A 13,435-nucleotide genomic window follows, 5' to 3' on the forward strand; every position below is an offset into this window, starting at 1 on the left:
TCGGCTTCAGGTGAGAGAAGTGATAGCGATCACCGACCGCCCCAGTCAATGGTTTGGACCAAAGAAGGACTAGACCACTGAGCGGCCAAATGTGCTCGTCAGAGACCTGAGCGCACACGAAGAACCGCCCGCCACCCCGGGTGACGAGCGGTTTAAGACTCCCTTAGGCCATGCTCCGGCAAGGTTTCGGCAACAAACCAGCCAAACCCCGTTCTCGACCGCTCAAGACGAAATCGAGAGGTCCGTCGGCATGCCGTACGCATCTGCGACGAGCCCGTAGGACCGCAGACGGACGTCTCCGCCGTGGGCGTTGGCCGTCAACATCAGCTCGTCGGCGCCCGTCCGCTTCACCAGCCCGTCGAGCCCGGAGCGGACCTCGTCGGGGGTGCCGTGGACGATGTTCGCGAGCCAGCCGTCGACGAACTCCCGCTCCGGCGGGGAGAAGGGGTACGCCGCCGCCTCCTCGGGCGTCGGGACCAGCCCGGGCCGGCCGCTGCGCAGCCGGAGCATCGACAGCGCGCCGGTCAGGACCTGGGCGCGGGCCTCCCGCTCGGTGTCGGCGGCGAGCGCCGAGACTCCGATGACGGCGTACGGGGCGTCCAGGACGGCCGACGGCCGGAAGCTCTGCCGGTACAGGTCCAGCGCGGGCAGGGTGCCGGCGGCCGAGAAGTGGTGGGCGTACGCGAAGGGCAGGCCCAGCTCGCCGGCGAGGCGGGCGCTGAAACCGGAGGAGCCGAGCAGCCAGACGGGCGGGCGCCCGGCGGGCCCCTGCACCGGTCCGGGGACGGCGTGCACGCGGGCGTACGGGTGCCCGTCGGGGAAGTCGTCGTCGAGGAAGCGGAGCAGCTCCGCGAGCTGCCGGGGGAACTCGTCGGCGGCCTCGTCGAGCCGCCCGGAGCCGCGCAGCGCGGCGGCGGTGCGCGGGTCGGTACCCGGCGCCCGGCCGAGTCCGAGGTCGACGCGGCCCGGGGCGAAGGCCTCCAGGGTGCCGAACTGCTCGGCCACGGTCAGCGGGGCGTGGTTGGGCAGCATCACCCCGCCCGAGCCGAGCCGGATGCGGGAGGTGTGGGCGGCCAGGTGGGCCAGGATCACGGCCGGTGAGGAGCTGGCGACCCCGGGCATGGAGTGGTGCTCGGCGACCCAGTGCCGGTGGTAGCCGCGGGACTCGGCGAGCCGCGCGATCTCCACGCTGGTGCGCAGCGACGCCGTCGCCGTGCTGCCGCTGCCGACGGTGACGAGGTCGAGGACCGACAGCGGCACCGGCGCCCCGCCCCGGACGGTCCCGCGGATCGGATCCGCGGCCCCCCGTCCCTCGCCCGTGTGCCGGCCCGCGTCCCCGGTGTCGCTCATCGTCGCTCCCGTCCCGTCCCGTTCGTCTCGTTCGGTGGCTCTACGAAGTAATCGAACGGTCCCGGTGCCCCCGGGCATTCCCGGCAGACCGGGACGCGTTCATGCATCTGGCATATGCCAGATGAGTTACGCCTGATGGAGGGACTTGATTAAGCCATCAATCTCATCAACACACGCTCCACGTGGGCCTCTTGATGGCTATCGTGGTAGAGCAAGCGGTAACAACCTGGTAGGGGGAAACCGTGGCGCTGAAGCCCGAGCCGACCGCGCCGTTCCACTCGGTGCAGTACGCCCTGCGCGTACTCGAAACGATCGCCCGCCACACCGGCGGCGTGACCGACGTACAGATCGCGCGTGAGACAGGCCTGCCCGCGGCCCATCTCGCCCCGATGCTGCTCATGCTGCGCCGGGAGGGGTACGTCCTGCAGGTGTCGGACGGCGCCTACGCCATAGGGGACTCCCTCGTCCTGCTCGGTTCCGGGATCGACCGGCAGCAGGCTCTCCAGGAGAAGCTCCAGGAAACCCTGGACCGGCTGCGGGATTCGGTCGGCGCGGCCGTGTACATCAGCCGGTACGTGGACGGCGAGGTCCGCATCACCCAGTTCGCGGACAGTCCGCGCACGCCGAAGGTGCACGAGTGGGTCGACTTCCGTTCGGCGGCGCACGCCAGCGCGGTCGGCAAGTGTCTGCTGACGCAGCTCGACCTGAACGGGCGGCGCGACCACCTGTCGCGGCACAAAATCGCCCGGCTCACCTCGAAGACGATCGTGAACGAACGGATCCTGTTCTCGAAGCTGGACAGCCAGCCGGCCACCGTGCCCATGCTGGACCTGCAGGAATACGCGGTCGGGACGGTCTGCGCGGCCGTACCGATCACCGCCGGAGCGGCCGTGGGCTGCCTGGCGCTGTCGCTGCCCGTCGAGCACGCCCACCGACTGCGCGCCGCGGCCGACACCCTGAACCGCAAGGCAGCACCGCTGCTGCTGTCGCTCACGCTCTGAGGGGCGCGTCCCGGTTGGTCCACCGAGGCCGGAGAGGCCGGAGAGGCCGGAAAACACTTCGGGCGGTTCCCGGTGAACCGGAAACCGCCCGAAGTACAGGTGCGCCGCCAGGGACTCGAACCCCGGACCCGCTGATTAAGAGTCAGCTGCTCTAACCAACTGAGCTAGCGGCGCCTGACAAAGAAAATACTACCTGGTCCCCGGGGGTGCTCAAAACCATTACCGCGCGCGGGCGCACGCGCCGGCAGCCGCCGGGAGGCGTCCCGGGGCGGGTCCCTCGCGCCGGCCGAAACGCGTCTGCGTCCGGCGCCCGGGTCGGCGGGGCGCCTGGGACGAGTGGTGCGGGCGGGGTGGGTGGGGCTGATGGGGCGGGGTCAGTGGTCCAGGAGGGCGCGCCGGCCGTGGGCGTCGTACGCCGTCAGCAGGGCGCGGAGGTCCGGGGCGTCGAGCGGGCGGTAGCCGGGGGCGCCGGGCGGCCGCCACCAGACGGGTTCCGGGCAGCGGAAGCCGGTGCGGCGCAGGGCGACCCGGTGGACCTTGTTCGTCGCGGTGACGGGCAGGGCGTCGAGGATCCGCAGGTAGCGGGGGGTCATCTTGGTGCCGAGGTCCGGTTGGGCGGCGAGGAAGCGGGTGAAGGCGTCCGGATCGAAGGCCTCTCCCCCGCGCAGTGCCAGGGCGGCCATGACCTGGTCGCCGGCTGCTTCGTCCGGGACGGCGTAGACGGCGACGGCGGCCGCCGCGTCCCAGCGGGCCAGGATGTTCTCGATCATCGCGGCGGCGAGGTTCTCGCTGTCGACGCGCAGCCGGTCGTCCGTGCGGCCCGCGAACCAGAGGAAGCCGCCGGGGTCGCGGAAGAAGAGGTCCCCGGTCCAGTACCAGCCCTCGCGGGTGCGGGCGGCGTCCGCGTCGGGGTTGCGCCAGTAGCCCTCGAACCGGCTGCGACCCCGGTTGACCAGTTCGCCTATGGCCTCCTCGCCGTTCAGCAGGCGGCCGTCGGGATCCAGCAGGGCCGGGGGGCATTCGCGTCCGGTCTCCGGGTCGATGACGGCGAGGTCGTCGCCGGCTCCGGCGCGGCCGAGGGCGCCCGCCGGGGTGTCGGGGGTGCGCTGGACGGAGGCGCCGCCCTCGGTGGCCCCGTACCCCTCCACCAGCCGGACCCCGAACCGCTCGGCGAAGCGGGCCGCGTCGACCGCCCCGGCCTCGGTGCCGAAGCCCAGGCGCAGGGTGTGTTCGCGGTCGTCGGGGCGGGGGCCGGTCGCCAGGAGGTACTGGACGGCCCGGCCGACGTAGGTGAAGTAGGTCGCTCCGTAGGCCCGTACGTCGTCCAGGAACGCGGAGGCCGAGAAGCGGCGGCGCAGGGCGACCGCGGCGCCGCCGGCGAGGGCGGGCAGCCAGTCGGCGATGACGGCGTTGCCGTGGAAGAGCGGCATGCAGACGTAGTGGACATCGTCCGGGCCGACCGAGAAGTGCCGGGCCAGGGAGTGGCCGGCGGCGGCGAGCCGGCCCTGGGTGCAGACGGCGGCCTTGGGGGCGCCGGTGGAGCCGGAGGTGAAGTAGAGGAGGAGCCGGTCGGCGGGGCCGGGCGGGCGGCGTACGGCCGCGTCGCCGGGCGCGGCGCCGGCGTACGGGGCGAGCAGGGCCTCGTACTCCTCGGTCCCGGTGACCAGGATCCGTACGCCGGGCAGGTCGAGGCCGCGCAGCAGCGGCAGGTGGGCGGCTTCGGTGACCAGGATCCGGCAGTCGGTGTGCAGGATGTCCCGGGCCAGCTCGGGGCCGCGCCGGGTGGGATTGATCCCGGCGACGGCGGCCCCGGCAAGGGCCGCCGCGCCGAGCCAGAACGGGAACTCGGGGGTGTTGTCGAGCAGCACGCCCACGTGCGGCTGCGCCCCCGGCGCCAGCAGGTCGACGAGCAGGGCCGCCCGGGCGGCGGCCTCCCGGGCCGCGCGGTGGTGGCTCAGCGCGGTGGGGCGACCGTCGTCGTCCCGGTACTTCAGCCCGGGCCGGTGGTCGTCCCAGCCGCGCGCCACGAGTTCCGCGACGGTTCCGGGTGCGTCGGATGCGTGGGGGGCATCGGGTGCAGTCGTCGTCCGCATGCCGCCGGAGGTTAGCTGACGTTCCGTCAGAATTGAACGTCGGAGCAGGAGTAGAAGGCCATCGGGGTGTCGTGGACGGTCCACACGGCCAGGATCATGTGCCGGCCGGTCTTCCCGCTCGGCATGGCGCCCTGGTGGGTGGTGGTCATGGCGGGACGGGCGCCGTTGTAGGCCACCGTCAGGAAGGGCTGGAGGTCGAGCGCGGAGCGGGTGAGGGGCCGGCTCGGGTCCCAGCCGTTCTTGGTGACGTAGTACTTGATGTCGGTGGTGGCGTGGTTCGCGGTGAACTGCCAGCGGAAGCTGTAGCCCTGCCCGGCGCTCACGCTCGTGGCGGGCCAGGCGCCGCCGCGCGGGTCGTCGAGCTGCGCGAACTCGGGGTGACCGGCGGCGCATATCGTGCCGTCGGAGGGACCGAGACCCGGGAAGCCCTTGGGGCCCTCCGCGCTCTGCGGCTCCCACTGGATGGGCCCGCAGTTGGAGACGGTCTTGTTGGCGCAGAGCTTCTGGCGGCTGATCGGGGTGTCGGTGTAGCCGTGGCTGCTCGCGGTGGGCGCGGTGACCAGGGCGGCGGCGGCGAGGAGGCCGAGGCCGAGCACGGTGGCGCCGGCGGCGCGGCCGGTGCGCGCGGGGCCGCGGGGCGGCTCGCCGCCGTCGGAGTGCGCGGACGGGTCGGGGCGGGTGGGCATGCGGAAGAGACGCATGATGCTCCTTGGACGTGGGGGGACGCGGGGATACGTGGGGGTCGCGGGGGTCGTGGGGGATCCGGCAGGGAGCGTGCGCGCGCGTGGGGAGGGTGACGAGCTTCTAGGTCTAGACCAAGTTCCACAGTATTGACGGGAGTTGGCCATGTCTATACCAATGCGAGAACGGGTGGTCCGGTCATGACCGGCCACCCGTTCCCTTTGGTCCGGTCCATGGGACGGACCGGTGTTCCTGTTGCCCTCGTTGCTCCCGGTGTTTGCGGTGCTGCCGGTGTTTGCGGTGCTGCCGGTGTTCCCGGTGTTTGCGGTGTTCCCGTTCGGTGTTACTGCTCGGCGCGGCCGGTGTAGAAGGCGACGGTGAGGTCCTTCACCAGGGCCTTGCGCTCGTAGTCGTCCAGTTCGACGATCCCGCGCGAGGTGAGTCGGTGGACGGTGTCGTCGACCGCGTCGACCACCGAACTCAGGACGGCGTCCCGGTGCTTGGCGTCGATCGCGGCGACCCGGCGACGGCGCATGGCCTCCGCGACCTCCGGGGCGTACTCGATCCGGGTCGGCTGCGCCGAGAACACCTCCACCCCGACGGCCTCGGTCTCGGCCGCCAGCATCCGGGTAAGCGCGTCGCCGACGGCCTCGGCGTCGCGCAGAGTCGGGGCGTCCTCGTGGAAGGCGTCGGCGGGGAGCTGGGACAGCACCCGGGCCATGGCCGACTCCACCTGCTCGGCGAGGTAGTCCGTGTGGTCCTCGACGGCGAGGGTGGCCCGGGCGGTGTCCTTGACCTGCCAGACGACCTGGACGACCACCTGGAGGGCGAGGCCGCCGGAGTCCACGGCCGGCATCGGCTCACTGCGCCAGTGCCGCAGCCGCACGTCGACGCGGCGGCGCAGCAGGAGGGGGCTGACCCAGGTCAGGCCGGTACGGCGGACCGTGCCGCGATAGCGCCCGAACAGGGTGAGCACCCAGGCGTGACCGGCCTTGGCCCGGCCGAGGCCGCCGAGCGCGAGGAGGGTCACGATGCCGAGGAAGGCCAGCGGGGGCCAGTGCGTGACGCGGAGGCCGCGGTAGGGGCGGGGGGTCACCCCGAACGCCTCGGCGAGGGCCGCCGGCACGGTGCCCGCCCGCCACAGCAGGGCCGCGCAGCCGGTCATGGCGAGCGCGCCGACGGCCAGGGCGAACCAGCCGGGGAGCACCGGGCCGCGGTGCTCGCGGAGCCGGTCGTCGCCCCGGGGGACGCGGCGGCCGGCGGGCAGCCGGGTGCTGCCGCCGGGACGCCGGGCCGGGCTCGCGGCGGGGTCGGCCGGGTCGGCCGGGGCCGGCGTGGTCGGGGTCGGGTGGGCGCGGAACGGGAGGTGGACGGGGATCTCCGTCACCGCGGCTCCGCGCGCGGGGCGGACGTGGGGCAGGTCCTGGGTGTCGTCCTCCTCCCGCGTCGCGTCCATGCCGCGGGCGACGGCCCGGGCGACGAGCCCGGCCACGTCGGGGGTCGGTGTCGGGTGGACGGTCCCGTCGGGGCCGGGGTCGGGACCGGGAATCCCGCTTCCCCTCGGGGGGTCGGCGGGCGCCTCGGCCGGCCAGAGCTCGCTCCGGGGGTGGCCGGGGGCCGCCTCGGGCGCGGGGTGGGGGATGTCCAACCCCGCCCCGGACCCGGCCGTTGCGGCCTCCGCCTGAGCGGGGGCCACCAGCACGTCACCGCGCGGGTCGGGGGCACTGGGGAGGCCGGCGTGCTGGGGCACGGGGACGCCGGTGTCGCTGCCGCGCGGGTCCGGGGTGGCCGGCAGGCCGGCGTGCTGCGACGCCGGGATGCCGGTGCCGCTGCCGCGCGGGTCTTGAGCAGCCGTGACCCCGGCGTGCTGGGGCACGGGGACGCCGGTGTCGCTGCCGCGCGGGTCTTGAGCAGCCGTGACCCCGGCGTGCTGGGGCACGGGGACGCCGGTGTTGCCGCGTTCGGGCGCGCCCGGGACGCCGTCGTGGCGGGGGGCGACGTCCGTGGCATTGCCGTGGGGGGTGATGGAGCTGCCCCTTTCGCTGCCCCGCCGGTCCGAACCGGTCGAGACCGCATCGCGACGCGAGGCGTAGCCGGCCGTGTCGCTGCCGCTCCAGTCCAGAGACACCGGGATCCCGTGGTGGCGGGAGCCCGAACCCGCCGTGCCCGCGCCGCGGGGGTGCTGAGCAGACGGGGTGCGGGCGTGCTGGGGGGCGGAGTTGCTCGTACCGCTGGCCTGCCGGTCCGGGAGGCCGTCGTGGCCGGAGCCCGAGCCGGCCGTGGCCGCGCCGCGCGAGTCCTGAGCAGGCGCGATGCCCGCGTGCTGCGGAACCGAGTCGCCCGTACCGCTGGCCAGCCGGCCCGGGAGGCCGTCGTGGCCGGAGCCCGAACCGGCCGTGGCCGCGCCGCGCGAGTCCTCAGCAGACGCGATGCCCGCGTGCTGCGGAACCGAGTCGCCCGTACCGCTGGCCTGCCGGCCCGGGAGGCCGTCGTAGCGGGAGCCCGAACCCGCCGCGTCCGCGCCGCGCAAGTCCTCAGCAGACGCGATGCCCGCGTGCTGCGGAACCGAGTCGCCCGTACCGCTGGCCTCCCGGTCCGGGAGGCCGTCGTGGCGGGAGGACTGGCTCGCCGTGTGCGCGCCGCGAAGGGGCGGTGAGGCGGAGTTGCCGGCGGTCGTGGCTTCGGTCGGCTGCGGCGCGGGGCCGAACGGGGTCGCGTCGCCCGGCTCCGGGGCGGTGGGCAGGCCGCGGCGCGTCGGCGTGGAGGTGGACGCGCTGTCGCCGCGCGGGGTCGAAGCGCCTTCTCGACCCGGTACGGAGGGCGGGTTGCCGTCGGTCGGGTACGGCTCCGCCGGGCTCCCCTCCCGGTCCGGTGCGGAGTAGGACCGGCCCCGACCGGCGGTCGGGACCTCGATCCACCGGCCTCGGCGCGGAGCCGGGGCCTCCGGCTCGGCGGGGTCCGGCCGCGCCACCGGAACGCCGGCCGGCGCCGCGTCCTGCGGGTGGGGCCGCGCCGGGTACGCCGCCGGCCCGGCGAAACGGCCGCCCGCCGGGGGCGGAGCCTGTCCCTCCGGTACGAGGACTCCGCCGGTCAGGGGCTCCGCCCCGGAGGCTCCGGCCGGGACCGGAAGCTGGGCCTGCGCTCCCGCGTACTCCTGCACGCGGCCCTCGGCCGGGACCCGGCCGGGGTACTCCGCGCCGGAACGGGCCGTGGCCGGCGCGGCCTCGGGCCGTCCCGCCCGGGCGGCCTCCTCCGCCGGGCCGTCGCGCCCTGCGCGGTACTCCGACGACCGGTCCGCGCCCCGGGCACGGGCCTCGTCCGCCCCGGAACCCGACGCGGCCGAAGCCGCATCCGCGAACGCCGCCGCCCGGGCCGCGTACGGGGCGGCGGACTCCGCCTCCAGGGCCGCACCCCGCGCCGGGTCCGCGTACTCGGAGCGGTGTTCCGACTCGCGGTCGGCAGCCGACGTCCGAGCCCCGATCGAGGCCGGCTCGGGCCGGACCCGTCCGAACGGATCGGCGGCGCCGACCGCGTACGGGGACGCGGACCCCGCCTCACGGGAGCGACCCCGTGCCGGAGCCGACGCCCGACCGCCCGCAGCGGCAGCCCCGAACTCCTCGGACCGACCGGCCACGTACGAACCCGCCTGTTCCAGCGACCCCGCCTCACGGGAGCGACCCCGTGCCGGAGCCGACGCCCGACCGCCCGGACCGGCAGCCCCGAACTCCTCGGACCGGCCGGCCGCGTACGAGCCCGCCTGCTCCGTCGGTTCCGCGAACCGGGACGCGTAGCCGGCACCGGGCTGCCACAGCTGCGCCGGGGCCCGCTCCGACGACCGGTCGGGCGTCGCCCAGGACTCCGCCTCGCGGGAGTGACCCCGCGCCGGGGTCGACGTCCAGGCGGCGGGACCGGCGGGACCGGCGGGACCGGCGGTCGGGACTTCACCGGATCGGGGCGTGCGGTCGGCGGCCGGCGCCGACGCGGGCCCGGACGCCGGGTCGGCGGCGAAGTCGTCGCCGGGATGGGACGCGGCAGGCGTCCCGGCCGCGGTCGGGGGTCGCGTCGCGGGGGTGTGTCGGGTCGGGGGCAACGCCGGGGGGACGTGGAGGGTGCCCGTCGTGGACGTGGTGCGCGTGGGGTACATCGTTGCCTCCGTCATGCGAACAGCCGCCGCCAGGTTTCCGGGCCCGGGTAACCGTCGGCCGAGGAGCCGCGCCAGCCCTGGGCGCGCTGGAACGCCTCGACGTTGCGGCGGTCGGCCTCGCTCCAGCGGGCGCTCGGACCGGACGTGTAGTGCTTGCCGAAGCCCTTCTTCACCAACTGCCGGCCGAGGGCGCCGATGGCCGGATGGGACGTGCCCGGGCGGAAGACCCGCGCCCCCGGGTACGCCGCCACTCCGCCCGGCCCCGCGTGACCGATCGGAACCGTCGGAGCGGTGGGCGCGGTGGGGCTGGTGGGGGTGGTGGGGGTGGTGGGGGTGGTGGGGGTCGTCGTACCGCCGGGGGCCCCCGGCGGGATGTCCTTGCCGCCGCGTTCCACCAGCAGCCGCCAGGTGTGCGAGCCGGGGACGCCGTCGGCGTCGGTGCCCGTCCAGCCCTGCGCCCGCTGGAAGGCCTGCGTGGCCTGCCGGTCGGAGTCGCTCCACTTCCGGCTCGCGCCCTGCGGGTAGAAGCGGGACGCGCCCCGGCCGATTAGCATCGCGCCGAGCTCGGCGACGTGCGCGTTGTCCGCGCCCGGTCCGAACTTCGACGTCCCCGGGAAGACCGTCGAGACGACGGGGGACGGTCCGGGCTGTGGCGCGTCCGGCACGATCCCGCCCGCCACCCCGGTGAACCGGTACGGCAGGTACTTGGTCGCGTTGTTCCAGTACGCGTACGGCGTGGCCTGCTTCCGCGTGTTCGGGCGCGTCTGCTCGTAGGCGATGTAGTGGGTGCGTGTCGCGTCGGCCCAGCCCCCGAACAGGGTCACGTGGGAGCCGTTGTTCGGGTTCGCCGGGTTGTGGAAGAGCAGCATGTCCCCCGGCAGCAGCTCGTCCTTGGTGATCGGGGTGGCGAACGTGTGGAGGCTGCCGGTCCACTCGTTGGTGCCGAGGTTCCAGGCCATCGAGACGTAGCCCGAGCAGTCCTGCCGGTAGCCGTCCGTCCAGTACGCGGACATGCTGTAGGGGACCTTGGCGTCCAACCACCGCTTCGCCCGGTTGATGATCGTCGCCCGGTCGATGCGTCGGACCGCCGACGGGGCGCCGGGCAGGCCCGGCGGGCGCGTGACGGTCGACGGGCGTCCGTGCAGCGGGGCCCGGCCGCCCTGCGGGGTGTCGGGGTCGTCCAGGGTCACCGGCCCCGGGCCCGGGGCCGGTGTGTGCAGGGCCACCGCGGATCCGCCTCCGCCCAGGACCACACCGGCCGCGGTGGCGAGCACCAGCGCCCGGCGGGCTCCGCGTGCGGCCGGGTGGCCGCCGTCCCGGAGCGGTATGGCCCGCCCGCGCGCGAGGGCGCGACGCCTCTGCGCGCATCCCGGGCACGCGCAGTCGCCCGCGGGTTGGTAGTCCTCGAAGACCGGCATCGGCATCGGTGCCGGCGGCTGCTCGTGCACCGGAGGCTGCGTCGTCATGCGGTTCCGTCCACTCCCCTGCTCGTCCACTGGTCGGCCGGGCACGCATCTGGCGGGGCATCAGATTCGGCTCGACCAGACATATCGTGCACGATAAACACCCCAAACATGGGTTAATCGGACAGCGCGGGCGCGGCTGGTCACGAGCAACCCTTGAGGTGGGGTAGAGTTTTCTCTGTCAGCAGGCGCCGCTAGCTCAGTTGGTTAGAGCAGCTGACTCTTAATCAGCGGGTCCGGGGTTCGAGTCCCTGGCGGCGCACGACAAGGAGAAGCCCTCCACAGCGAAAGCTGTGGAGGGCTTCTCCCGTTGCGCCGTGCGGGTCACTTCGTGCGGAGCCTCAGACCGCGGTGCCGGAGCGGACGCCCGCGCCCGTCAGGTAGGCGGAGACCACCACGTTCGCCGAGTACTGCTTGGCCGCCTTGTCGTAGGCGCCGCCGCAGGTGACCAGCCGGAGTTCGGCCCGGCCGCCGACCCGTGGCCCGTACGCCTTCTTGGGGTCGAAGCCGGTTCGCTCGTACGTCTTGACGTCCTCGACGGTGAACTCGGCGACCGTTCCGTCCGCGCGGGCGACGCGGATCTTGGCGCCCGGTTTCACCGTCGCCAGGCCGAAGAACACCGCCGGCTTCGACTTCGTGTCCACGTGCCCCACCATCAGCGCCGTCCCGGCCGCACCCGGCGCGGCGCCCGCGCCCCACCAGCCGACCGTGCCCGGCAGTTCGTACGGCGGCGGGTCGATCGACCCCTGGGAGTCCAGGCCCCGCGAGATCACCGGGGCCTGGACGCCTATGGACGGTACGTCGATCCGGGCGGGCATCGCCCCGGACATCGGGGCGTGGGCGGCGGGCATGCCCGCACCCACCGGGCCGCCGCCCTGCCCGGCCTGCGGACCGGACGGCACACCGGTGATCTCCTTGCCCCACAGCCACAGGCCCAGGACCAGCACCGACCAGGCCGCGAAGGTCAGCAGCCGGCCGCCCGCGGTGGCCCGGTCCTCGCTCATCCGCCGCTGCGGCGACGGCGCAGGGTCAGGGCGCGGCCCGCGACCGCCAGGGTGGCCACGGCCGCGAGGGCCGCTCCGATCAGGGTGTGCGGCAGGCCCGGGCCGTCGGCGCCGTGGCCCTTCTTCGTCGCCGCGGCGAGCCGCGTCGTCTCGGCGAGCTGCGCCGACATGCCGCCGCCGCCCGCGTGGACGGGCCAGATGGGCGAACGGTACGGATCGGGGCGGTGGTGTTCGCGGTGGCGAACCTCGATCGAGCCCCGCAGCTCCTCGCTGCCGCCCTTGCCGCCCTTGTCACCGTGGCCGCCCTTGCCGTCGCACTTCACGCGGATCTCGTGCCAGCCGGCCTCGGCGTGCGAGCGGACGATCGCCTCGCCGTACAGCGCCTGCCCGTCGCGGCCGTCGGACAGGCGGACCTCCGACACGAAGACGGAGGAGTGGGCCAGCCCCCAGCCGCCGTGACAGCCGCGCACGCGCAGCTTGACCAGTGCTCCCGGCTCGGCCGGGTTCGGTTCCGCGGAGACTCCGCCGCGGTCCCATTCGTTGGCGAGGGCGGTGGGGGCGGTCACGACGGAGCATGCCGTCAGGGCGACGGCCACCCCCGCGACACGGAGAGCGAACAGTGAACTGCGCATGGTGAACCTCCTCTACGAGGAGATTCACGCGCGACGCGCCGATCCGCATCCGGAGCGGCGCTCTCTTGGCCCGTATGTGTCAGCCGTTCGCGCCAATGCCGCGCATGGGCGCGGCCGGTCCGGAGGCCGGCGCGGCGCTCAGACCAGGTCGACGAGGTCCGCGATCGAGTTGACCGTCTTGGTCGGCCGGTAGGGGAACTTCTCGGTGTCCTGCGCCGTGGTCAGGCCGGTCAGCACGAGGAAGGTCTGCATGCCCGCCTCCAGTCCGGCCAGCACGTCGGTGTCCATCCGGTCGCCGATCATGGCGCTGCTCTCGGAGTGCGCGCCGATGGCGTTGAGCCCGGTGCGCATCATCAGCGGGTTGGGCTTGCCGGCGAAGTACGGCTTCTTGCCGGTGGCCTTGGTGATCAGCGCGGCGACGGCGCCCGTGGCGGGCAGCGGGCCCTCGGTGGAGGGGCCGGTCTCGTCGGGGTTGGTGCAGATGAAGCGGGCGCCGCCGTTGATCAGGCGGACGGCCTTGGTCATGGCCTCGAAGCTGTACGTACGGGTCTCGCCGAGCACCACGTAGTCGGGTTCGTGGTCGGTGAGGATGTAGCCGATGTCGTGGAGGGCCGTGGTCAGGCCGGCCTCGCCGATGACGTAGGCGGTGCCGCCCGGGCGCTGGTCGTCGAGGAACTTCGCGGTGGCGAGCGCCGAGGTCCAGATGTTCTCCACGGGTACCTGGAGGCCCATCCGGCTGAGTCGGGCCTGGAGGTCGCGCGGGGTGTAGATCGAGTTGTTCGTCAGCACCAGGAAGGGCTTGCCGGACTCGCGCAGCCGCTTGATGAAGGCGTCGGCACCGGGGATCGGGGTGCCCTCGTGGATGAGGACCCCGTCCATGTCGGTGAGCCAGGATTCGATCGGCTTGCGCTCTGCCACGGGACTGTTCTCCGCTCTGCGGGGCCTCTGACCTCGGAGGCCTACTGGCCTCGGGGGCCTCTGGTCTGAACCACCCTATCCGTGTCGGGGGGGGGGGGGGGGGGGGCGGGCGGCCCGGCGGGGGGGGGGGGCCCCCGGGGGGGGGCGGG

The 13,435-nt window shown here is 74.4% G+C and carries 9 protein-coding genes and 2 tRNA genes; 2 read left to right on the forward strand and 9 right to left on the reverse strand.

Annotated features, from left to right (window positions below):
• Positions 1–222: 222 nt before the first annotated feature.
• Positions 223–1,350, reverse strand: coding sequence for an LLM class flavin-dependent oxidoreductase (locus AB0D46_RS20405; RefSeq protein ID WP_362879222.1), 1,128 nt, complete (start codon positions 1,348–1,350; stop codon positions 223–225).
• Between the two features lie 242 nt (positions 1,351–1,592).
• Between AB0D46_RS20405 and AB0D46_RS20410 the strand changes: the two genes are divergently transcribed.
• A complete protein-coding gene (locus AB0D46_RS20410) occupies positions 1,593–2,351 on the forward strand; it encodes an IclR family transcriptional regulator C-terminal domain-containing protein (protein WP_281206459.1) in 759 nt (252 codons plus the stop codon).
• Positions 2,352–2,451: 100 nt separating this feature from the next.
• Here the strand turns inward: AB0D46_RS20410 and AB0D46_RS20415 are convergent.
• The 5 genes from AB0D46_RS20415 to AB0D46_RS20435 form a co-directional block, all read right to left on the reverse strand.
• Positions 2,452–2,525, reverse strand: a tRNA-Lys gene (locus tag AB0D46_RS20415).
• 200 nt (positions 2,526–2,725) lie between these two features.
• Entirely contained in the window at positions 2,726–4,444 is a 1,719-nt protein-coding gene (locus AB0D46_RS20420) for an AMP-binding protein (protein WP_362879224.1), read from the reverse strand.
• Positions 4,445–4,470: 26 nt separating this feature from the next.
• Positions 4,471–5,145, reverse strand: coding sequence for a lytic polysaccharide monooxygenase auxiliary activity family 9 protein (locus AB0D46_RS20425; protein WP_362879226.1), 675 nt, complete (start codon positions 5,143–5,145; stop codon positions 4,471–4,473).
• Between the two features lie 323 nt (positions 5,146–5,468).
• Positions 5,469–9,269, reverse strand: coding sequence for an SPFH domain-containing protein (locus AB0D46_RS20430; protein ID WP_362879228.1), 3,801 nt, complete (start codon positions 9,267–9,269; stop codon positions 5,469–5,471).
• An 11-nt stretch (positions 9,270–9,280) separates the two neighbouring features.
• Positions 9,281–10,693: a peptidoglycan-binding protein gene (locus AB0D46_RS20435; protein WP_362879248.1), complete on the reverse strand. Its 1,413-nt coding sequence runs from the start codon at positions 10,691–10,693 to the stop codon at positions 9,281–9,283.
• A gap of 227 nt (positions 10,694–10,920) precedes the next feature.
• Between AB0D46_RS20435 and AB0D46_RS20440 the strand changes: the two genes are divergently transcribed.
• Positions 10,921–10,994 (forward strand) — tRNA-Lys (locus AB0D46_RS20440).
• 79 nt (positions 10,995–11,073) lie between these two features.
• Here the strand turns inward: AB0D46_RS20440 and AB0D46_RS20445 are convergent.
• The 3 genes from AB0D46_RS20445 to AB0D46_RS20455 all read right to left on the reverse strand — a co-directional run bounded on the left by AB0D46_RS20445 (position 11,074) and on the right by AB0D46_RS20455 (position 13,286).
• The gene (locus tag AB0D46_RS20445; RefSeq protein WP_362879230.1) at positions 11,074–11,736 is read right to left on the reverse strand and encodes a class F sortase; all 663 of its coding nucleotides are present in this window, start codon (positions 11,734–11,736) and stop codon (positions 11,074–11,076) included.
• The gene (locus AB0D46_RS20450) at positions 11,733–12,368 is read right to left on the reverse strand and encodes a hypothetical protein (RefSeq protein ID WP_362879232.1); all 636 of its coding nucleotides are present in this window, start codon (positions 12,366–12,368) and stop codon (positions 11,733–11,735) included. Before AB0D46_RS20450 ends, AB0D46_RS20445 begins: the two co-directional genes overlap by 4 nt.
• A gap of 138 nt (positions 12,369–12,506) precedes the next feature.
• Positions 12,507–13,286 carry an HAD-IIA family hydrolase gene (locus tag AB0D46_RS20455; protein ID WP_362879234.1) on the reverse strand — a complete coding sequence of 260 codons (780 nt, stop codon included), beginning with the start codon at positions 13,284–13,286 and terminating at the stop codon, positions 12,507–12,509.
• Positions 13,287–13,435 lie beyond the last annotated feature (149 nt).

Origin of the sequence: Streptomyces sp. NPDC048383, assembly GCF_040651775.1 — a bacterium.
Classification (GTDB): Bacteria; Actinomycetota; Actinomycetes; order Streptomycetales; family Streptomycetaceae; genus Streptomyces.